Origin of the sequence: Variovorax raffinosi, assembly GCF_051216615.1 — a bacterium.
Lineage (GTDB): Bacteria > Pseudomonadota > Gammaproteobacteria > Burkholderiales > Burkholderiaceae_C > Variovorax.
Genome location: NZ_JBPJZR010000021.1, coordinates 74,980 through 95,829, shown reverse-complemented (window position 1 = coordinate 95,829; position 20,850 = coordinate 74,980). Strand labels below are relative to the sequence as shown.

19 protein-coding genes are annotated in these 20,850 nt (G+C 66.8%); 11 read left to right on the top strand and 8 right to left on the bottom strand.

Translation table 11 applies throughout. The features are described 5' to 3' along the window. Positions 1-522 precede the first annotated feature (522 nt). Positions 523-1,065: a hypothetical protein gene (locus tag ACSFB7_RS36325; RefSeq protein ID WP_435477181.1), complete on the bottom strand. Its 543-nt coding sequence runs from the start codon at positions 1,063-1,065 to the stop codon at positions 523-525. Positions 1,066-1,187: 122 nt separating this feature from the next. Here ACSFB7_RS36325 and ACSFB7_RS36320 point away from each other — a divergent pair, with 122 nt between their 5' ends. Further along, on the top strand, positions 1,188-2,168 hold the full coding sequence (locus ACSFB7_RS36320; protein ID WP_435477180.1) for a LysR family transcriptional regulator: 981 nt from the start codon (positions 1,188-1,190) through the stop codon (positions 2,166-2,168). Between the two features lie 114 nt (positions 2,169-2,282). On the opposite strand, the gene ACSFB7_RS36315 is transcribed toward ACSFB7_RS36320, so the two are convergent. Further along, a complete protein-coding gene (locus ACSFB7_RS36315) occupies positions 2,283-2,456 on the bottom strand; it encodes a hypothetical protein (protein ID WP_185546153.1) in 174 nt (57 codons plus the stop codon). Positions 2,457-2,581: 125 nt separating this feature from the next. Between ACSFB7_RS36315 and ACSFB7_RS36310 the strand changes: the two genes are divergently transcribed. Together ACSFB7_RS36310 and ACSFB7_RS36305 are read left to right on the top strand one after the other, a co-directional pair. Further along, entirely contained in the window at positions 2,582-3,388 is an 807-nt protein-coding gene (locus ACSFB7_RS36310) for a metallophosphoesterase (protein ID WP_435477179.1), read from the top strand. Between the two features lie 215 nt (positions 3,389-3,603). Beyond that, complete coding sequence (locus ACSFB7_RS36305) at positions 3,604-4,974, top strand: amidase (protein WP_435477184.1); 1,371 nt, start codon at positions 3,604-3,606, stop codon at positions 4,972-4,974. 10 nt (positions 4,975-4,984) lie between these two features. On the opposite strand, the gene ACSFB7_RS36300 is transcribed toward ACSFB7_RS36305, so the two are convergent. Together ACSFB7_RS36300 and ACSFB7_RS36295 are read right to left on the bottom strand one after the other, a co-directional pair. Further along, positions 4,985-5,602 (bottom strand): TetR/AcrR family transcriptional regulator, encoded by a 618-nt coding sequence (locus ACSFB7_RS36300; RefSeq protein ID WP_435477178.1) that lies wholly within the window; start codon positions 5,600-5,602, stop codon positions 4,985-4,987. 96 nt (positions 5,603-5,698) lie between these two features. Beyond that, positions 5,699-6,433, bottom strand: a complete 735-nt coding sequence (locus tag ACSFB7_RS36295; RefSeq protein WP_435477177.1) for a GntR family transcriptional regulator — start codon at positions 6,431-6,433, stop codon at positions 5,699-5,701. 262 nt (positions 6,434-6,695) lie between these two features. Between ACSFB7_RS36295 and ACSFB7_RS36290 the strand changes: the two genes are divergently transcribed. The 8 genes from ACSFB7_RS36290 (at position 6,696) to ACSFB7_RS36255 (ending at position 14,530) form a co-directional block, all read left to right on the top strand. Continuing rightward, on the top strand, positions 6,696-8,027 hold the full coding sequence (locus tag ACSFB7_RS36290; RefSeq protein WP_435477176.1) for an aromatic ring-hydroxylating dioxygenase subunit alpha: 1,332 nt from the start codon (positions 6,696-6,698) through the stop codon (positions 8,025-8,027). A gap of 11 nt (positions 8,028-8,038) precedes the next feature. Further along, the gene (locus ACSFB7_RS36285; RefSeq protein ID WP_435477175.1) at positions 8,039-9,508 is read left to right on the top strand and encodes a glutamine synthetase family protein; all 1,470 of its coding nucleotides are present in this window, start codon (positions 8,039-8,041) and stop codon (positions 9,506-9,508) included. A 25-nt stretch (positions 9,509-9,533) separates the two neighbouring features. Next, positions 9,534-9,857 carry a 2Fe-2S iron-sulfur cluster-binding protein gene (locus ACSFB7_RS36280; protein ID WP_435477174.1) on the top strand — a complete coding sequence of 108 codons (324 nt, stop codon included), beginning with the start codon at positions 9,534-9,536 and terminating at the stop codon, positions 9,855-9,857. Positions 9,858-9,963: 106 nt separating this feature from the next. Further along, positions 9,964-11,160 (top strand): ABC transporter substrate-binding protein, encoded by a 1,197-nt coding sequence (locus ACSFB7_RS36275; protein WP_435477173.1) that lies wholly within the window; start codon positions 9,964-9,966, stop codon positions 11,158-11,160. A 62-nt stretch (positions 11,161-11,222) separates the two neighbouring features. Beyond that, complete coding sequence (locus tag ACSFB7_RS36270) at positions 11,223-12,083, top strand: branched-chain amino acid ABC transporter permease (RefSeq protein WP_435477172.1); 861 nt, start codon at positions 11,223-11,225, stop codon at positions 12,081-12,083. Continuing rightward, the gene (locus ACSFB7_RS36265; protein ID WP_435477171.1) at positions 12,080-13,045 is read left to right on the top strand and encodes a branched-chain amino acid ABC transporter permease; all 966 of its coding nucleotides are present in this window, start codon (positions 12,080-12,082) and stop codon (positions 13,043-13,045) included. The genes ACSFB7_RS36270 and ACSFB7_RS36265 overlap by 4 nt, the downstream gene beginning before the upstream one ends. Beyond that, positions 13,045-13,812 (top strand): ABC transporter ATP-binding protein, encoded by a 768-nt coding sequence (locus ACSFB7_RS36260; RefSeq protein WP_435477170.1) that lies wholly within the window; start codon positions 13,045-13,047, stop codon positions 13,810-13,812. Before ACSFB7_RS36265 ends, ACSFB7_RS36260 begins: the two co-directional genes overlap by 1 nt. Continuing rightward, on the top strand, positions 13,805-14,530 hold the full coding sequence (locus tag ACSFB7_RS36255) for an ABC transporter ATP-binding protein (RefSeq protein ID WP_435477169.1): 726 nt from the start codon (positions 13,805-13,807) through the stop codon (positions 14,528-14,530). Before ACSFB7_RS36260 ends, ACSFB7_RS36255 begins: the two co-directional genes overlap by 8 nt. Positions 14,531-14,872: 342 nt before the next feature. Here the strand turns inward: ACSFB7_RS36255 and ACSFB7_RS36250 are convergent, their stop codons facing one another. From ACSFB7_RS36250 to ACSFB7_RS36235, 4 genes are all read right to left on the bottom strand, one after another. Further along, positions 14,873-16,030, bottom strand: coding sequence for an ABC transporter substrate-binding protein (locus ACSFB7_RS36250; protein WP_435477168.1), 1,158 nt, complete (start codon positions 16,028-16,030; stop codon positions 14,873-14,875). Positions 16,031-16,150: 120 nt separating this feature from the next. Next, on the bottom strand, positions 16,151-17,512 hold the full coding sequence (locus ACSFB7_RS36245; RefSeq protein ID WP_435477167.1) for a cytochrome-c peroxidase: 1,362 nt from the start codon (positions 17,510-17,512) through the stop codon (positions 16,151-16,153). Continuing rightward, a complete protein-coding gene (locus ACSFB7_RS36240) occupies positions 17,512-19,080 on the bottom strand; it encodes a metallophosphoesterase (RefSeq protein WP_435477166.1) in 1,569 nt (522 codons plus the stop codon). The genes ACSFB7_RS36245 and ACSFB7_RS36240 overlap by 1 nt, the downstream gene beginning before the upstream one ends. A 124-nt stretch (positions 19,081-19,204) precedes the next feature. Continuing rightward, positions 19,205-20,782 (bottom strand): phospholipase D family protein, encoded by a 1,578-nt coding sequence (locus tag ACSFB7_RS36235; protein ID WP_435477165.1) that lies wholly within the window; start codon positions 20,780-20,782, stop codon positions 19,205-19,207. Positions 20,783-20,850 lie beyond the last annotated feature (68 nt).

Genomic DNA, 20,850 nt, shown 5'->3' with positions numbered 1-20,850 from the left:
CGTCAACTTTCGAAGACTTTTTTCTCAACCGCCTAGCCGCTCGCTCCGAAGAGACTTGAACCACCAGACACGCTTTGCAGCGCGATCAGCTGAGCCCACGAGTATATGACAGTTTTTCGAATCAGGTCAACTTTCGACGACTTTTTGCATTCAGGCGACCGAAGCCCAGAGATCCCGCCTGGAAGCCGCTCCGGAATGGCGTCCAAACGGGCAACTTCGTCGCTCCACATGCATCCGCCCGTCCCGCCGCAGATTTGCGTTCATCGGGAAGTGAATCCAACGAGGTCGAGCAAGCGCCCCAACGCAAGTCCGCCGGCCAACTGAGCTGAGGTGGCGACTGACGACGCCTCTACAGCGACAGCCCTGCCCTACTCACCCCGCAATGTCTCTATATATAGAGGACTCGCATGCGCTCCCAGCATCTCCCGAAACGAAAGAGAGATTCCCCTTATCCAGTACAACGTAGCAAACAACAAAAAAGCCGCCCGAAGGCGGCTTTCTATTGAGCGCATCACTGCTTGCTTAGTAATAGCGCGAGTTGTTCATACGGCGCATCGCTTCATACAGCGTGGGCATGCGCACTTCCTGCGAACGGCTGCTCATGCGGGCCAGTGCGTCAACCTTGGCAACCTCAGCAGCAGATACAGTGCCGTCCGATTGCTGGCGCCACACAGCGGCCTGCAGTTCTTGCATCACGCGCGGATCGCTTTGCGCGGTTTCCAGGAAACGGGCGTCAGCGCGGGCCGAAGCACGACGCTGGGCGGCGGCGCGCCAGGAAGCGGCAAGACCGGTCTTGCGCACCGAACCTGCGAACAACACGAACATGGCGATGGCCGCGACGCAGAACACGGTCCAGGCAGCGAGCAAACCGCCTTCGTTCCAGTTCGTCACGAGCGAATCGGTCACCACCAGCACAGCCGCGGCAATGGCGACGATGAACAGGGCGATGAGCGGACGTGCGCCGTTGGCGCCGGCGCGTGCGGCCTGGATCTGGCCGAAGAGCACTTCGGCGCGACGCACGCCGGGGTGGACAGTAGGTTGGTCAACGTGAACGAAGCTGGTCATGGTGCATCCCTCCTGGGAGAGTGAAAAATCAGTGGTGGCAAAGAGTGCCGATGGGGTGATATTAGGGGTTACCCTAGTGTTTTTCCACTTTATCTTTCTGATGTTTATCATTCACAGCACTGATGGATGTCAATTTCCGCACACTCGACCTCAACCTGCTTCGCGTCTTCGACGAGGTGATGGCAGAGCGCAATCTCACGCGCGCCGCCCGCAACCTGTCGATCACCCAGCCGGCCGTGAGCAACGCACTGCGGCGCCTGCGCGAAGTCCTGGGCGATGAGCTGGTGCGCCGCTCCGGTGCCGGCGTGGAGCCCACCCCGCGAGCGCTGGCCCTCTGGCCGACCGTGCGCGACGCCCTGCGCCAGCTCCAGCACACGCTGGCGCCCGGTGAGTTCGATGCAGCCATCGCCGACACCACCTTCCTGCTGGCCATGGCCGACGCCACCGCAGCCGAGCTGATGCCCGGCCTGGTGCAGATTGCCGAAAAGGAAGCGCCCGCCATTTCCCTGCGCGTGCTGCCCCTGACCACGCGCGACCCACGCCGCATGCTGGAACTGGAAGAAGTGGACATGGCCGTCGGCTACTTCCCCGCGGTGATCGCCAGTCTGGCTGCGCGCGGGCAGTCCGGCGTGGGGGTGGCGTTCGAGACCCAGCGGCTCTATCTGGGCCAATATGTATGTGTGATGCGCCGAGACCATCCGCTGGCGAGTGCGCCGCTGACGCTCGACAGCTACTGCGCCGCGCGACATCTGCTGGTGAGTTTTTCCGGACGGCCCTATGGCTTCATCGACCAGACGCTGGGCGCCATGGGGCGCGAACGACGCATCGTGGTGACGGTGAACCAGTTCTTCACGGCCGGCCGGGTGGTGGCCAATTCAGACCTGCTGACCGTGCTGCCACGCCACTTCGTGACCGTAACCGGCATCGACGACCGGTTGGTGCTGCGCGACCTGCCCTTCGACCAGCCGCCGGTGCATGTGGATGCCGTCTGGCACCGGCGCGCCCAGCACGGGCATGCGCATGAGTGGTTGCGCACCGCGCTGTTGCGCTCGGCGGCAGCGGCTTTCGCCGGCTCAGTGCTTGGGCAGAAAATCCCGCAATAGACCGGTCTCTATTCGTGAAACACCGAGGAACCGGCTTCGCCGGGCCTCAGGTGTTGCCCCCGGTAGGGGTTGGCGCGCGCGACACGAAGTGCGCGCAGCCTGGGGGCGAGTCAGTTACCTGACGACGCTGAGCCAGGCGCTGGCTGCGGCGCGCAGTTCCTGCGCGTGGTGAGCTCCGCGGCCGGCGCGAACGTCGGCGCTTTCCATCAGGGCGGCCGCGTGGCTGGCGGGGGCGTTGACGGGCGTGGAGCGGAAGAAACGGGCCACTTGGGCGATGAGGCTGAACATGACAGTGCGCGGCTTTTGGCTGCGCTGGAGTGGTTGATGCTCCAAGATTAAGGGTTATCCCTAACAAAACAAGCCCCACCTTATGCACTTGATGCATGGGGCAATTCACCTAGACTGGCCCGACGATGAAGCTGCAACTGCTCTCCGACCTGCACCTGGAGTCCCACCCCCACTTCCGTGCCGAGCCTGTTCCGGGCGCCGACATGCTGATCCTGGCGGGCGACATCGGCTCCTACCAGCAAGGCTCCCGCCTGACCGATACCGACTTCGGCCTGGGCCGCTTTTCACCCCGCAACGGCTGGCCGGTGCCCGTCGTCTACGTGCCGGGCAACCACGAGTACGACAACGTCGACTTCGACGAAACCCACGAGCGGCTGCGCACGCTCTGCGAAGAGCTGGACATCCTCTGGCTGGAGCGCGAAACCCGGGTGATCGACGGCATCCGCTTCGTCGGCACCACGCTCTGGGCCGACTTCGACGCGCTGGTCGAGCCCACCGACGGCCTCGCCGATGCGCTCAAGAAGCGCGGCAAGGCGATGCGGGCGGCCGATTTCTATCTTGAAAAAGCGGCCACCATGCGTAACGGTGAGCTCTTCCTGGCGGCACAGCTTCGCGAACAGGCGCTCGCCTGCCAGGCCTGGCTGGAGCAAGCGCTGGCCGAGCCCTTCGACGGCACCACGGTCGCCATCACCCATTTCGCGCCCAGCCTTGCGAGTGCCGATCCGCGCTACGGACTGACGCCCGGCACGGCCGGTTTCTGCAATGCACTCGACGAACTGCTGCCCCACGCCAAGCTGTGGCTGCACGGCCATCTGCACAGCCCCTTCGACTACATGAAGAACGGCTGCCGCGTGGTGGCCAACCCGCTGGGCTACAAGCGCAATGGCGAGCAGGAAGGCTTTCGCCCCGACCTGCTGATCGACGTGCGCTGAACCACGCCGTAACCGGCCGCAACCCACGCGCCATGCCGGCTGTGTAGACTGCCGCGAGCCCATCCATCCCCGGGGAGAGCGCCATGACACAGCAGCAGCAACAACAACGCCGCACCTTCCTGCAACACACGGCCGGCGCAGCCGCGGCGGCCGGCATGCTGTCGCTGCTGCCCAAGGCGCTGGCGCAGCAAACGCCCGACGCCGCCGGCAAGGCGATGGGCCAGTTATCGATGGCCGAAATGTCGCGCCGCCTCGCGGCCGGCACGCTCAGCAGCAGCCAGTTGGTGGAAGAAGCACTGGCCGCGATCCAGAACCCCGCCGGCGAAGGCGCGCGCACCTTCATCCAGGTGCACGCCGAATCGGCCCGCGCCGCCGCCGCCCGGCTCGACACCGAGCGCAAGAGCGGCCGCCCCGCCGCCTCGCCGATCGCGGGCATCCCCGTCTCGCTGAAAGACCTGTTCGACGAAGCCGGCATCACCACGCTCGGCGGCTCGACAGTGCTGGTCGGCCAACCACCGGCAGCGCGCGATGCGGTGGTGGTCGAGCGGTTGCGGCGGGCCGGCGCGATCATCATCGGGCGCACCAACACGGTCGAGTTCGCCTACACAGGCCTCGGCATCAACCCGCACTACGGCACGCCGAAGAACGTCTACGACCGCGCGACCGGCCGCATCCCCGGCGGCTCGACCTCGGGCGGCGCCATCTCGGTGGCCGACGGCATGGCGGCCGGCGCCATCGGCACCGACACCGGCGGCTCGCTGCGCATTCCTTCCGCACTGAATGGCCTGGTGGGCTTCAAGCCCACGCAGCGCCGCATTCCGCTCGACGGCGTGATGCCGCTGTCGACCTCCTTCGACTCCGCCGGGCCGATGGCCTGGACGGTGGAAGACTGCGCCCTGCTCGACGCGGTGCTGGCCGGCGAGCTGCAGCGTCCGCTCAAGGTGCCGCCGCTGCGCGGCCTGCGCTTCGCAGTGCCCAAGACCTTCTTCCAGGACGACCTGTCGCCCCAGGTGGCCACGGCCTTTGCCGCCGCGCTGTCCAAGCTCTCGGCAGCCGGCGCCACGATCACCGAGCTGCCCATGGCCGAGTTCGCGAAGGCCCCGACCATCAACCCGCGCGGCATGATCACCGCCGCCGAGGCCTTCACCTGGCATCGCGAGTTCATCAAGACCGGCGCGGCCAAGTACGACCCACGCGTGCTGGCCCGTATCAAGACCGGCGAAACCATCACCGCGCCCGACTACCTGCAACTGCAGGCGCTGCGCCGCCAGTTCATCCGCTCGATCAACACGGCCGCCGCCGGCTACGACGCGATGCTGATGCCCACCACGCCCGACATCGCACCGCCCATCGCCGAAGTGCTGAAAGACGACGACACCTATTACCGGATCAACGGCCGCATGCTGCGCAACCCGTCGGTGGTGAACCTGTTCGATGGCTGCGCGCTGTCGGTGCCCTGCCATGAAGTGGGCGCGGCGCCGGTCGGCCTGATGGTCGCCGGCATCGGGAACACCGATCACCGGTTGCTGGCGGTAGGCGCGGCGGTGGAAGCCGTGGTGACGCCGCGGCGCGCTCTCAGCAGCTGAAGCGCTTCATTCAGCGCGTGGCCAGGCCGTCGAAGCAGGTCGCGAGCACCAGTTCGACGATCTGCTCGTCGCTCTGCAGGCCGCCCGCCTTGAGAAAACCGAGCACCGGATCGCAGGCGCGCGCGAACAGCGTGTAGAGCACGGCAATCGCCGGCAGCTTCGGGTTCAGCGTGCCATCGGCCTGCGCGGCCTGGATCCAGCCGCCGAGCTGGTCGCTGATCGTCACGAGGCGGTCGATGTAGCCCCGGTTGTTCATGAGCGCGGCGCGCAGGGTCGAGTTCTGGTGCGGCAGCGAAGGCATCTCGCCGGCCAGTTGCACCTGCATGGCCCACTGCACCACGGCGCGCAGCTTGGCGATCGGCTTGTCGCCGGCCGGCACCGAGGCCAGGAAGTCCAGCGTGCGCTGCATGATCCGCACCATCGCGGCGGCGGCCAGGTCTTCCTTGCTCGGGAAGTGCTTGTAGAGGCTGGCCTTGGCGATGCCGACCGAGGCGGCGACCTCGTCGACCGTCATCGACTCGAAGCCCTTTTCGGCCAGCAGGCGGTTCGCGGTCTGAACGATGGCCTCCTCGCGGGCCAGCAGCATCTGTTCCTTGAACGAGGTCTTGGCGGGGGCGGCGGCATTCATGCCGGAAATTCTAGTCTTGGGCGTCGCCGACCAGACGGGGCGGATGCCGAAATACCTTCCGGTCTTTTACAGACCGACCAGTTGCACCCGATGAACTCAGGCGTTGCGGCCCTTGGAGACGAGCCGGATGCCCGGCATCAACTCCGCCGCCAGCTCCGGCCGCTCCAGCGCGTAGTCGAGGTTCATGCGCGCGATTTCCACGTGCTCCTCGCCCAGCGCCTGCGCACGCGAACCCTGGCCGCGCTCGATGGCCTGCACCATCGCGTGGTGCGTGCGGTGCGCCTGCCGCATCCATTGCTGGCCCTCTTCCATCGACGACTGCATCGGCAGCATCGCGCTCGGCGCGGCGAAAGGCTGGCCGCCCAGCATGTCCATCACCCGCTTGAGCGCGAGATTGCCGCAGCCCTCGAGGATCAGCTTGTGGAAGCGGTCGTTCATCTCGACGTAGGCCGCGTAGTCATCCAGCTCCATGCTGGGCTTGTTGACCGCCCGGTCGCCGTCTTCCAGGCATTCCTTCAGATCGCGCAGCAACTGGCGCGAGGCGCCGTCTTCGGCCAGCAGGCGCGCGGCAAAGCCTTCGATCACGCCGCGCACGCGGATGGCGTCGGCCACTTCCTGCGAGGTGAATCGGCGCATCTGGTAGCCGCCGCTGGGCGATTGCTCGATCAGCCCTTCGTGTTCGAGGCTGGCCAGCGCCAGGCGCACCGGCGTGCGCGAAGCCTCGAGTTTCTCGGCGAGCGGGATCTCGGCCAGCCGCTCTCCGGGCACGAATCCGCCCTTGAGAATCAGGTCGCGCAACTGCACGAGCACGCGGGATTGTTGGGAGTCCATCGGCGGATTCTAGGAGACGCGCCCGACACTGCACGCAGCATATTTACTCTGGCTCGGTTGTTGCATGCACTCCATCGCAACAAGTGTCAAAAACACACGCTACGCTCAGCGTTTACCCGTATTTATACGTTTCCCCGCCCCGATTCGGGGCAAAAACGCCGATGAAAGTTTGACCCGGATCGAGGATCACCAAGACAATGCATACAGTTGCATGCAATGCCTGCAAGCCTCTTTCCAAAGAACCCACGATGGAGCCCGCACGATGATCAGCGCAGAGCAGAACGATTTCATCACCCGCGTCGGACGCGACGCCCCGGCCGGCAAGCTGCTGCGCCGCTACTGGCAGCCGGTGGCCCTGGTCGACGAGCTGGCCGGCCCGCGCCCGGTCAAGCCGGTGAAGCTCATGGGCCAGGACTTCGTCCTGTTCCGCGATGAAAGCGGCCAGCTCGGCATGCTCGATCGCGACTGCCCGCACCGCGGCGCCGACCTCGCCTTCGGCCGACTGGAGAACGGCGGCATCCGCTGCGCCTTCCACGGCTGGCTGTTCGACGCCAAAGGCAACTGCCTTGAAACGCCCGCCGAACCGCCCACCAGCAAGCTGTGCAGCCGCATCAAGCAGTCGGCCTATCCGGTGGTCGAGAAAGCCGGCGTGGTCTTCGCCTACATCGGCGAGGGCGAGCCCCCGGCCTTCCCCGACTTCGACTGCTTCGTTGCGCCCGACAGCCACACCTTCGCGTTCAAGGGCCTGTTCGAATGCAACTGGCTGCAGGCGCTCGAAGTGGGCATCGACCCCGCGCATGCCTCGTACCTGCACCGCTTCTTCGAGGACGAGGACACGTCGGAAAGCTACGGCAAGCAGTTCCGCGGCGCCTCGGCCGACTCCGACATGCCCATCACCAAGGTGCTGCGCGAATACGACCGCCCCGACATCAGCGTGGAGCCCACCGATTACGGCTTCCGCCTGAAGGCGCTGCGCAAGCTGTCGGAAGACACCACCCACGTGCGCGTGACCAACGTGGTGTTCCCGCAGGCCTTCGTGATTCCGATGAGCGCCGAGATGACCATCTCGCAATGGCATGTGCCGGTCGACGACACGCACTGCTACTGGTATGCCATCTTCACCAGCTTCACCGGCCCGGTCGACAAGCAGCAGATGCGCGACCAGCGCTTGAAGCTCTACGAGCTGCCCGACTACACCTCGCGCAAGAACAAGCGCAACAACTACGGCTTCAGCGTCGAAGAGCAGCTCACCGAAACCTACACCGGCATGGGCGACGACATCAACGTGCACGACCAGTGGGCGGTGGAGTCGCAAGGCGCCATTCAAGACCGCACGCGCGAACACCTGGGCAGCACCGACAAGGGCATCATTGCCTACCGCCGCCTGCTGGTGAAGGCCATCGACGCCACCCTGGCCGGCGAGAGCGCCCCCATGCTGATCGACGCCGCGCAAGCCAGCGCCATGACCGGCCCGCCGTCCATCGACGGCATCGGCAATGTCAGCGACGAAGCCGCCACCGAGACCTACTGGCAAGAGGCCGACCGCGCGCGCCGCCTGAAGTCCGACTGGGCCGCCGCACGGCTCGCCGCCTGAGCACGCACGCCATGAGCAGCAGCAATAACAACAACGGCAGCAACAACAAGTTCGTCGACCGCTTCGGCCTCTGGTCCGACGACCAGCATGCGCAGGCGCGCGAGTTGGTGCGCCGCATCGACAGCGGCGAGGTCGACGTGGTCCGCTTCGCCTGGCCCGACCAGCACGGCCTGCTGCGCGGCAAGACGCTGGTTGCCAGCGAGGCGCGTTCGGCCCTGTGGGAGGGCGTGAACCTCACCTCCACGCTGCTGGCCAAGGACACCTCGCACAAGACCGTGTTCCCGGTGTTCAGCGCCAACGGCGGCTTTGCCATCGAAGGCCTGCAGGGCGGCGCCGACTTCACCATCGTGGCCGACCCCGCCACCTTCAAGGTGCTGCCGTGGGCGCCCCGCACCGGCTGGGTGCTGTGCGACGCCTACATGGCCGATGGCAAGCCCTGCCCCTTCGCGACGCGGCAGATCCTGCAGCGCGCGGTGCGCCAGCTCGATGAGTTCGGGCTCGACTTCATCGCCGGCCTGGAGGTGGAATTCCACGTCTTCAAGCTAGAAGACGCGCGCATGGGCCTGGCCGATTCGGGCCAGCCCGGCGAGCCGCCGCGCGTATCGCTGCTCTCGCACGGCCACCAGTACCTGACCGAGCTGCGCTACGACCGCGTCGATGAACTGATGGAGCTGCTGCGCTCCAACCTCATCGCGCTCGGCCTGCCGCTGCGCTCGCTCGAAATCGAGTTCGGCCCCAGCCAGTTCGAGCTGACCTTCGGCCCCACGGCGGGTGTGATGCCGGCCGACACCATGGTGCTGCTGCGCAGTGCCATCAAGCAGATCTGCCAGCGCGCCGGGCTGCACGCCACCTTCATGTGCCGCCCGAAGATTCCGAACGTGATGTCCAGCGGCTGGCACCTGCACCAGTCGCTGCGGCGCAAGAGCGACGGCGTCAACGCGTTCATGCCCGAGGCCGAAGGCCAGACGCTCAGCGACATCGGCATGCACTACCTCGGCGGCCTGAAGGCGCACGCCTGCGGCGCCGCCGCGCTGGCCAGCCCGACGATCAACGGCTACCGGCGCTACCGACCCTTCTCGCTCGCGCCCGACCGCGCGATCTGGGCACGCGACAACCGTGGCGCGATGCTGCGCGTGCTCGGCGGCGTGGGCCAGAGCGCCTCGCGCATCGAGAACCGCGTGGGCGAGCCGACGGCCAACCCGTACCTGTACCTCGCGTCGCAACTGTTCTCGGGCCTGGACGGCATGCGCAACAGCATCGACCCCGGTCCCTCCGCCGATGCCCCGTACGAAACACCGGCCGAGCAACTGCCGCGCTCGTTGAGCGACGCCCTCGCCTGCCTGCGCCGCGACGAGATGCTCAACAAGCAGATGGGCAAGGTCTTCATCGACTACCTGTGCCACATCAAGGAAGCGGAAATCGCCCGCTTCAACCTCGAAGTCAGCGAGTGGGAACACCGCGAGTACTTCGACATGTTCTGAACGAGCCCCAGCAAGCAAGCAAGCAATGCCCACGATCCACTACATCCTCAAGGACGGCACCACGCGCGAGGTCGACGCCAAGGTCGGCGCCAGCGTGATGGAAACCGCCATTCGCGGCAACGTGCGCGGCATCGATGCCGAATGCGGCGGCTGCTGTTCCTGCGCCACCTGCCACGTCTACGTGGACGACGCCTTCATCGACCTGCTGCCGCCGCCGGACGACATGGAAATCGCCCTGCTCGACGCCGTCGCTTCCGAGCGCAAGCCCGGCAGCCGCCTGAGCTGCCAGCTCAGCGTGACCGCCGCCTTCGATGGCCTCACGGTGCGCGTGCCCGATACACAGGTTTGACGGGCGGCTCGGGCATCATCGCCCGCTGCTGCACATCCGGTTACACGACAGCAGCGCCCGACGGGGCGCATCCATTCCACCTGAAAGGCCTTTTCAAATGACGCCAATGACGATGACCAAGAGAACCATCCTCTCGACCCTGCTGCTGGCGAGCTTCGGCGTGCTCGGCATGTCGGCTGCACAGGCTGCCGACGAGCCCCTGCGCATCGGCCTCATTGCCACCTACTCCGGCCCCTACGCCGACTACGGCCGCCAGTTCGACGCCGGCATCGCGCTCTACCTGAAGGAGCACGGCGGCAAGGTGGGTGGCCGCACCGTCGAGATCATCAAGAAGGACACGGCCGGCCCCGCGCCCGACGCCGCCAAGCGCATCGCGCAAGAGCTGATCGTGCGCGACAAGGTGAGCATCCTCACCGGCCTGGACTTCAGCCCCAACGCGTACGCCGTGGGCGCCATCGCCACGCAGGCCAAGATCCCGACCATCGTGATGAACGCCGCTTCGTCGGCCATCACCACCAGCTCGCCGTACGTGGCGCGCCTGTCGTTCACCGTGCAGCAGGTCACCGACCCGATGGCGCGCTACATGCTCAAGCAGGGCGTCAAGGACGCCTACACCGTGGTCGCCGACTACGCCTCGGGTGTCGATGCCGAAACCGCGTTCAAGAAGACCTTCACCGCCGGTGGCGGCAAGGTCTCGGGCGAAGTGCGCACGCCGATGAACAACCCCGACTTCTCGGCCTACGTGCAGCGCATCAAGGACGCCAAGCCCCAGGCCGTGTTCTTCTTCTTTCCCTCGGGCGTGATGCCGCCGGCCTTCCTGAAGGTGTGGAAAGAGCGCGGCATGGAACAGGCCGGCATCAAGCTCTTCGCCACCGGCGAGGCCACCGACGACAGCTACCTCGACGCCACCGGCGACGTGGCACTCGGCTTGGTCACCAGCCACCACTACTCGTTCGCGCACCCCTCGCCCAAGAACCAGAAGTTCGTGAAAGACTTTGCCGCCGACAACGGCGCCAAGCTGCGCCCGAGCTACTTCGCCGTGACCGCCTATGACGCGATGGCCGCCATCGACCTCGCGCTCGCCAAGACCAAGGGCGACGCCAGCGGCGACAAGTTCATGGAGGCGCTGAAGGGCCTGAGCTTCGAGAGCCCGCGCGGCCCGATCGAGATCGATGCGGTCACGCGCGACATCGTGCAGACCGTCTACATCCGCAAGACCGAGCGCGTAAACGGCCAGTTGGTGAACGTCGAGTTCGACAAGTTCGACCGCGTGAAAGACCCGGCCAAGGAAGCCGCCAAGTAAACAGCCAGCCGGCAAGCAAGCAACCCGGGCCGCAAGGCCCTGGCAGCAGCGACGGGAAATCCATGGGAATCGTGATCTTCGACGGGGTGGCCTACGGCATGCTCCTGTTCCTTATCGGGGTGGGCCTGTCCATCACGATGGGGCTCATGAACTTCGTCAACCTCGCGCACGGCAGTTTCGCGATGGTGGGCGGCTACGCCGCGAGCGTGCTGATGAACCAGTGGGGCGTGGGCTTCGGCCTCTCGCTGGTGGCCGCCTTCGTGGCGGCGGCGCTGGTGGGCGCGGTACTGGAGTTCGTGTTCTACCGCCGGCTGTACCGCGCGCACCCGCTCGACCAGGTGCTGCTGTCGATCGGCGTGGTGTTCGTCTCGATCGCGGCCTTCACGTATTTCTACGGCCCGACGATGCAGCCCTTCACGCTGCCGCCGGCGCTCGACGGGCAGGTCTCGCTGCTGGGCCTTGAAGTGGGCCGCTACCGGCTCTTTTTGATCGGCTGCGGCGTGGCCGTGCTGATCGCATTGCTGCTGGGCCTGGGCAAGACCCGCTACGGCGCGATGGTGCGCGCGGCGGTGGACAACCAGCGTGTGGCGGGCGGCACCGGCATCAATGTGCAGCGCCTGTTCTTTTTGACCTTCTCGCTGGGCTGCGGCCTCGCGGGCCTGGGCGGCGCGCTGAGCCTGGGCATGCTGGGGCTGGAGCCGTCGTTCCCGCTCAAGTACCTCGTGTACTTTCTGATGGTGGTGTGCGTGGGCGGTGCGGGCACCGTCACGGGGCCATTCATTGCGGCGCTGCTGGTCGGCATCGTCGACGTGGCGGGCAAGTACTACCTGCCTGAAGCGGGCGCCTTTCTCATCTACGTCGTCATGATCGTCATGCTGCTGGTGCGACCGAACGGCATCGTGGCGAAGAAGGGGCTGGCATGAAAACCTTCACCGCTTCCCCCGCGCAACTGCGCCTTGCCGAAGCCCTCTTCTGGCTTGCGCTCGCGTCGAGCTTCTTCCTGCTGCCCGACAAGCTGACGCTCATGAGCCAGATCATGATCTTCGGCTTGTTCGCCGTGTCGCTCGACATGGCACTCGGCTACGCCGGCATCCTCACCGTCGGCCACGCGGCCTTCTTCGGCGCGGGTGCGTATGCCGCGGGCCTGCTCGCCAAGTACGGCTGGAGCGAGCCCTTCACCGGCCTCGCGTTCGCGCTCGTCGTCAGCGGCCTGCTGGGCTATGCGCTGAGCTACCTCGTGGTGCGCGGCGCCGACCTCACGCGGCTGATGATCACCATCGGCGTGGGCGTGCTGCTGTTCGAGGTGGCCAACCGGCTCTCGGGCATCACCGGCGGCACCGATGGCTTGCAAGGCGTGGTCATTGCGCCGGTGCTCGGCCTCTTCGACTTCGACCTCTACGGCAAGACCGCGTTCGGCTATGCCTTCGCCGTCGTGCTCGCGATGTTTTTGCTCGTGCGGCTGGTGCTGCGCTCGCCCTTCGGCCTGGCGCTGCGCGGCATTCACGACAGCCGCAAACGCATGCTCGCCATCGGCTCGCCGGTGGAAGCACGGCTGCGCATGGCGTATGCCTTCTCGGCCGCGGTGGCCGGCGTGGCGGGCGCGCTGCTGGCGCAGACCACGCAGTTCGTCGGCATCGAGTCGCTCAGCTTCAACCGCTCGGCCGAAGTGCTGATCATCCTGGTGCTCGGCGGCACCGGGCGCCTGTACGGCGGAATGATCGGCGCCATCGTCTACATGCTGGTGCACGACTGGTTCGCGGACATGAACCCGCAGTACTGGATGTTCTGGCTCGGCATCTTCCTCATCGCGGCCGTCATGCTGGGCCGTGGCGGCATCATGGGTGCGCTGTCGCGCTTCGTTCGCACGGGAAAGAAGGCGCGATGATGAGTTCATCCACCACGCACACCCTGCGCACGCAGGGCCTGGGCATCCGCTTCGGCGCCTTCCAGGCGGTGAGCGACGTCAACCTCTCGCTCGAACCTGGCGCGCGGCAGGCGTTGATCGGCCCCAACGGCGCCGGCAAGACCACGCTCATCAACCTGCTGACCGGCGTGTTCAAGCCCACGAGCGGCAGCATCCAGATGGGCGATCGCGACATCACGTGCCTGTCGAGCGACAAGCGCGCCCGCATGGGCCTGGCGCGCACCTTCCAGATCAACACGCTGTTCCCCAGCCTCACGCCGCTGCTGTCGGTGGTGCTGGCGATCAGCGAGCGCGAAGGGCTGGGCGCCACCTGGTGGCGGCCGCTCACGGGCTGCACGGCGGTGTTCGACGAAGCGCATGCGCTGCTCGGCACGCTCAAGCTCGACAGCCTCGCTGATGTGCCCGTGGCCGAGCTGGCTTATGGCAAGCAGCGCCTGCTCGAAATCGCACTCGCACTCGCGGCCAAGCCGCGCATCCTGCTGCTGGACGAACCGGCGGCCGGCGTGCCCGAGGACGAAAGCAGCGAGCTGTTCGAGGCCATCGCGGCGCTGCCGAGCGACATCAGCGTGCTGTTCATCGAGCACGACATGAAGCTCGTGTTCCGCTTCTCGCGCCGCATCTCGGTGCTGGTGGGCGGCCGCATCCTCACCGAAGGCACGCCCGCCGAAATCGGTTCCGACCCGCGCGTGCGCGAGGTGTATCTGGGAAGTTCGCATCACCATGTCTGAAGCAGTACTCGCCTTCGACCACGTCACGGCCGGCTACGGCAATGCCGTTGTGCTTGACCGTCTCGACTTTTCGCTGCAGCAGGGCGAAAGCCTCGCCATCCTCGGGCGCAACGGCGTGGGCAAGACCACGCTGCTCGAAACGCTGATGGGCAACACCCGCGTGATGCAGGGCGCGATCCGCTGGTGCGGCGCCGACATCACGCGCTGGCCGTCGCATCAGCGCGTGCGCGCGGGCCTCGGCTGGGTGCCGCAGGAGCGCGAGGTGTTCCCTTCGCTCACCGTGGAAGAAAACCTCACGGTGATCGCGCGGCTGGGCGGCTGGAACTTGAAGCGCGTGTACGACTTCTTTCCGCGCCTGCGCGAGCGGCGCGGCAACTACGGCAACCAGTTGTCAGGCGGCGAACAACAGATGCTGGCCATCGGCCGCGCGCTGATGACCAACCCCAAGCTGCTGTTGCTCGACGAGCCGATGGAAGGCCTGGCGCCGATCATCGTGGAAGAGCTGGCCGTTGCGATCCGCCGGTTGTGCGAGTCGGAAGGGCTGGCGTCGATCGTGGTCGAGCAGCATCCGGTGCTGGCGCTGGAGATGACGCACAAGGCCATCGTGCTGGAGCGCGGCACCGTGGTGCATGCGGGGCCCAGTGCGGCGCTCGCATCCGACAAGGGTTTGCTCGAAGGGCTATTGGGCGTGGGGATTGCTGAAGAGCAGGCTGACTGATTGGCCTTGTGGCGGCGTTGGCGCTGCTGTTGGGGGCGGGTTCGGGTTCATTCAGGGCGAGTGCGAATGACACCGGGTGCTCCCCTCCGCGAATGTCCCCCGGGGCGCTGCGCGCCCCTCCTCCTTTATTTCGCTGCGGGGAACACCCGGCGTCATTCGCACAGGACACGCTGCTGGTGATCTCGCGATCAACCACTGCTCTGTCCAGCGCTCGCGCCGATACGGGGCTCTTTTTCGCGAAATAAAGGAGGAGCGAAGCGGGGGACATTCGCGAAAAAGAGCACCGTGTCGGCGTGAGCGTCGCCCTGAATGAACAGCAGCGCCGTTCAGCCAGCGACGCAATCAGCTCAGCATCTGCCCACGGCTACCGATCACCGCCACGTCCACGAACTGCCCGCCTTCGCGGTTGGTACGGCCGTAGTTGATCTTCACCCCGCCCAGGTCGAAGTTCTCGATGCTGGCCAACCCCGACATCACCGACGCACGCGTGAGCGAACCGGCGCGGCGCATGCCTTCAGCGAGCACCGCCGCGTTCATATAGCCCTCAAGGCTGGTGAGCGAAAACTCCTTGACGCCGCTGGCCACCATGTCGGCCTGGTAGCGGCGAACGATCTCGTACTTGGTCGAGTACGGCGACGGCACCACGATCACAAAGCCCAGTCCGCGCGCCAGGTCACCCATGGCCGCGAGCGCGCTGGCCGTGATCGACAGGCCGTACGCCGAGCTGCTGTTGCCCGCGCCGCGCAGCGCTTTCAAAAATACCGGTGCCGTGCCCGCGAGGCCGACCACCACCACCTGCGGCTTGGCCTTGGCGATGGCTTCGGCGGCCGGGCCCACTTCCATGCTGGTGGTGTTGGGCGTGGTCGCGATCACGGCCGGCTCCAGCTTGGCCTTGGCCAGTGCGTTCTTGAACGCCGCCAGCACCGACTGACCCAGCGGATCGTTCGAGTGCACGAGGCCGATGCGGCTCTGGCCCAGCACGGCCGCCGTGCTCACGAGCTTGTCGACTTCCTGGTCGTAGTTGGCCCGCACCCAGAAAGTGTTGGGCGATGTCTTCTTGCGCAGCGCGATGGTGCCGGTGATCGGGCCCACCACGGCCATGCCGGGCACCGCGTCCATCACCTCGGCCGTCTGGCGCGTGCCGAGCGGGTGCACCAGCGCGAGCACCGAACTGTCTTTCTCGAAGGCCAGCGCGTTGGCCTTGGCCACTTCGGGCTTGAAGGTGTCGTCGGCCATCACCAACTCGACCTTGGTGCCGTTGATGCCGCCCGCCTTGTTCAGCGCGGCAAAGAACGCGCTCGACCCCTGGTACAGCCCCTGGCCGTTGGCCTTCTCGACGCTGCTGTTGTCGAAGGTCGCCCCGACGCGAACGGGCCGGTTCTGCGCCAGCGCCGGAAATCCCAGACCCGCGGCAGCAGCGGTTGCGGCCAGCCCGGTCAGCGCACGGCGACGGCTGGTGGAAAGCGGCGCAATCGATTCGCGCGGCACGGGAACGGTCATGATCGAAGTCTCCAGAAGACGGTGACAAAAGTTCACATTTGAGCTAGAAATGTAACGCGCATTGTGGCATCGGCGATGACAAGCCGCCACCGCCCGGCCGGGCCGGCTGCATGCGCGGCTCTACTTGCCGGCCGGCTTCGACGCCGCTGTTTCCATCGGCGGCATCGCGGCCACGTAGGGCGCGTCGGTCAGGGTGCGCAGGAAGGCGCTGATCTCGTCGATCTCCTCGTCGCTCAGCGCGGGCGTGCGGCCGGGGCGCCGGTTCATCGGCGTGGAATTGACGTTGATGTTCGCGCGGTAGGCGGCCGGCACGTCGTCGAAGGTGCTCTTGCCGTGATACCACTTGGCGGGGTCGGTCGAGCGCGTGGCATAGAACGCCACGGCGTCGCGCAGCGTGGTGAACACGCCGTTGTGCATGAAGCTCTGGCGCACCGCCACGTTGCGCAGGCCCGGCGTGCGGAAGTAGCCGCACCACTGGTCGGGCTCGGGCCAGCGCAGTTGCGCGGCCGTGCGGCACAGGCCGTTGTCGAAGCGGCGCGGGTTGCGGTTGGCGGGCAGCGACAGGTTGCGCGGCACCGCGATCGCGTCATAGCCGAAGTCGGTAAAAAGCGAACGCTCGGGCCGGCTCGCGGTGTCGGACAGCGTGTGGCACGACATGCAGTTGCCCTTGTCCGGGTTCTTGAACAGCGCCAGGCCGCGCATCTCCTGCGGGCTCAGCGGCGTGCGCTTGCGCAGGTAGTCGTCAAAGCGCGAGCTGAACGGCGCCATCTCGTCGCTTTGCAGAAACGCCTGCAGCGCCAGCCCGATGCCCTTGATCGCGCGCTCCGGGTCGCGCAGCACCTGCGGCCCGAAGGCCAGCGACATCGCGGGCGCCAGGTCGGTGCCGCGCAGCTTGTGCAGCAGGCTTTGTGGCGACGTGTTGTTCATCTCGTCGGGATCGAACAGCGGGCCGCGCGCCTGCTCGGCCAGCGTGTCGGCGCGGCCGTCCGCGAACAGGCCGCCGAAGGGTGACGCGAAGGGCGCATCGTCGTCCTGGTTGAAGTGCCGCCTTGGCACGTAGCGCACGTACAGCAGCGACGGCGCGGTGCGTACGCTGAAGTGGCCGGGGCGGCTGCCCTGCGGCGTGCGCGGCCCGGCCAGCGATGCTGCGTTCAGGGTCGAGGTGAAGGCGCGCAGCGGATCATGGCAACTGGCGCACGACGTGCCCTGCGGCTGCGACAGACGCGCGTCGAAAAAGATCCGCTTGCCCAGCGCGGCCAGCGCCGGGTCGGGCTTGAAGACAGCCTCGGTGGAATCGATGCGCGCGGCGATCTTCGGCGTGGGGCCGATGCGTTCGATCACCACGCTCGGCGGCCCGCCGGGGTTGATCTGCACGTTGCTGTTGTCGGACGCGGCGATGGCGCCGCCCATCCACCCGGCGCAGGCGGCCAGCAACGCCAGACCGCCCCCGATCAGGCTTCGCTGGCGCGCCGAGCCGTCCATCACGGCGTGAGAAAGCCGGTCTTGTCGCAGGCCACGGTGCGACCGGTCTGCGCGCAGGTGGCCAGCAGCTTGCCCGCCACGGTGTAGGCCTTGAAGGTCCAGCCCACGCCGGGCGCGGGCTTGCGCTCCATCAGCATGAAACCGAAGCTGTTGTGATGCGTGATGCGGTCGATGGTCACGCCCGGTGCGGGCGTGGCGTCGCTGGGCAGCGGATCGGCCAGCGCCACGTCGAGGTTGTCGCCGCCGTTGCCGGTCACGATGGTGGCCGGGTGGTCGGACGAGAAGTTCAGCGCCTGGAAGTCATGCACATGGCCGTGCAGCGCCACCTGCACGCCGGCCGGGTAATAGGCCTTGGCGTTGATGCTGTTCATGACCGACTGCAGCGCGAGATTGCCCGGCGCCGGCTTCTGGCCCGCGATTGGCGCGAACGCCAGGATCGGGTGGTGGTTGGTGAACATCGTGGTGGTCATGCCAGGCTTGGCGGCCATCGCCGTCACAGCCTGGAACTGCTTCTGGTAGGCGATGAACTGCGGGTCGTCCGTCTTCAGCGCCGAAGCGCCGGCCTTGGCCGAGTCGAACACGATGAGCTGCGAGCCGGAGCCGAGCGCGACGGCGTACGGGTCGGCGTAGTTGCCGGTGTTGTCGTTGGCCGGGTCATTGCACGAACTCTTGTCGGCGTAGGCACGCGTATCGAGGAAGCGGGCCCAGCCCTGGCCGGCGCGCGCGCATTCCTCGTGGTTGCCGCGCACCACGATCCACGGTGCCTTGGCCAGCAGCGGCGCGGCGGGCGCGAAGAAGTCGGCCTGCCAGGTGTCCCAGCCGTAGCCCCACGGGCTGTCCTTGCAGCCGGCGATGTCGCTCGGACACCCGTTCTCGCGGTAGTGGTAGTCGCCGATGTGCAGCACGAGGTCGGGGTTGAAGCTCGCGCCCGTGGTCGCGATGGATGCGAACGGCCACGCAGTGGTGTCGTTGCAAGGCTGGAAGGCATTGCCGGCCTTCTTCATGCGGCATCCGGTATCGGCCAGCACCAGCACGCGCTGCGGTTCGGCCTTGGGCAAAGGAAGCGTGCGGCTGCCGATGGCGGCCTGCTTCGCGTCGGCCGGCAAGGTCGTCTCGCAGGTCGACACCGGGAACGCGGAGGGCTTCGAGTCGACCGGGTCGCTGGCCGTGGTGCGCAGCGCTATCGTGCCGGCGCCGATGCGCAGGGTCATGCGGGTCGTGTTGCCGTCCACCGTCAGCTGCGGGCATGCGGCATTGGCATCGGCCGTCGTGGCGGACGCCGGTGCGGAGTAGCTGGTGATCGCGCGCGCGATCACGGCGTTGTTGCCGCCGATCTCGACCCAGGTGGCCTGCAGGTTGGCGTCGGCGCTGGCGGCGTCCGGCGCAGGAGGGGGTGGCGGCGCGACGGCGGCGGGCGGCGGTGGCGGAATGATCGGCAGGCTATTGCCGTTGCTGCCGCCATTGCACCCCTGCAGGAGCACGGCAACCGCCAGCCCCGTGAGTGCGGCGAGCGGGCGCAGGCGCCGCGAAACGGGCAAGGCCCACGGCAAGGTGAACACGGCGTGCATATCGGAATCCCTCTGGTTGTTGTGCGTGGTGGGACGCCGAAATCTAGAGGGGCAATGTGCAAGCCTGATTACAGGCCATGTCAGGCCTTGCCGCGCGAGCCCGCGCGCGACGCGTGGCCGGCTGCTACAGCAGCTCTTCGCCCACGATGGGCAGCAGCAGCCAGTTCTTGAAGCGCAGCCACAGGAATTCGCCGGGCTCGTCTTCATGCACGATGTCGCCGCCGGCATCGTCGTACTCCAGCCACTGCACGCGCCGGCCGTCGGGGCCCAGGCGCAGCCGGTAGCCCAGGTTGACGCGGTCGCCGCTCATGAGCTTGTCGTAGTCCTGCACCAGCTCCGGGCTGTCGATGACCACGCCCATCTCGGTGTTGACGGCGGCCGAGCGGTGGTCGAGGTTCATGGAGCCGACGAAGAAACGGTCGTCGTCGATGATCGCGAGCTTGGCGTGCAGCCGGCTGATCGACTTGCCGAAATCACCGAAGCGCCCCGAACGCCCGCTGAGCGTGGGCGCGATCTCATAGATGGTCACGCCGATCTTCAGCATGTCGGCGCGGTAGCGCTCGTAGCCCGCATAAGCCAGCGGCTCGTCGGTGGCGCCCAGCGAATTGGTGATGACCGTGATGCGCCCGCCACTCGCAATGGCCTTCTTCATCATCGCCATGCCGCGCGCGCCCGGAATGAAATACGGCGAGCCGATCTTGACCTCGCGCTTGGCCGAGTTGATGACGCTCAGCGCGCCCTCGGTCACGCTGCCCTCGTAGGCCTCCTCGGCCTTGCGCGTGATCTTCTCGGGGTCGTCCACGAACAGCGTGGCCGGCGCCCAGTAGCGCTCGACATTGCCGCTGATGAGCTGCTGCCCCACCGGCGGCTTGTTCAGCACGTCGCGCTGGTGCATGGGCACGTCGGGCACGGCCGTGCGCGCGATGGCGTCGAAGCGCTTTTGCGCCTCGTCCACCGGCATGCGCAGTGGTGCGATGGTCTCGATGGGGCGCACGTGCGCGCTGTTCCAGTAGCGGTCGAAGCCTTCGGACATCTGGCGCACGACCGGCCCGCTGGAGAGCACGTCCATGTCGATGAAGTTCGCCGCCGTGCTGCGCATGAAGTATTCGTTGGCGATGTTGCGCCCGCCCGAGACCGCGAAACTGTTGTCGGCCACCAGCAGCTTGTTGTGCATGCGGTGGTTGATGCGGCCGAAGTCGGTCAGCGAGAACAGCAGCCGCGCCGACAGCGAATTGGCGCGCGAGGGCAGCGGGTTGAACAGCCGCACCTCGATGTTCGGGAAGGCCGACAACGTGCTGAACACCTCGTCTTCGCCGGACGTGTAGAGGTCGTCCACCAGCAGGCGCACCCGCACGCCGCGCGCGGCGGCTTCGCGCAGTTCCTTCAGGAACAGCAGGCCGACGTCGTCCTTCTGGATCAGGTAGTACTGCACGTCGAGCGATTTCTCGGCATGCCGCGCCAGCGAGATGCGGGCGTCGAAGGCAAAGGCTGCCTCGGGCAGCAGCCGAAAGCCCGACAGCGCCGTGGAGCCGCCCGGCGTGCCCTTGACGGCCAGTTGCCCCAGCTCGGTGTTCGCCACGTCGGTGATGGCCGTGACCACCGGGCGCGGTTGCGGCGGCGGCAGGCTCACGCATCCGGCCAGCCAGAAAGCGGCTGTGCCCAGTGCCAGGGCGGCAAGTCTGCGGACGATGGAAGCGACCATGGGCCGCACTGTAGCTCGCGCCGGCCCGGCAGGATTAGCGCCCTATGATCGGCCCGCACAAAAAAGGA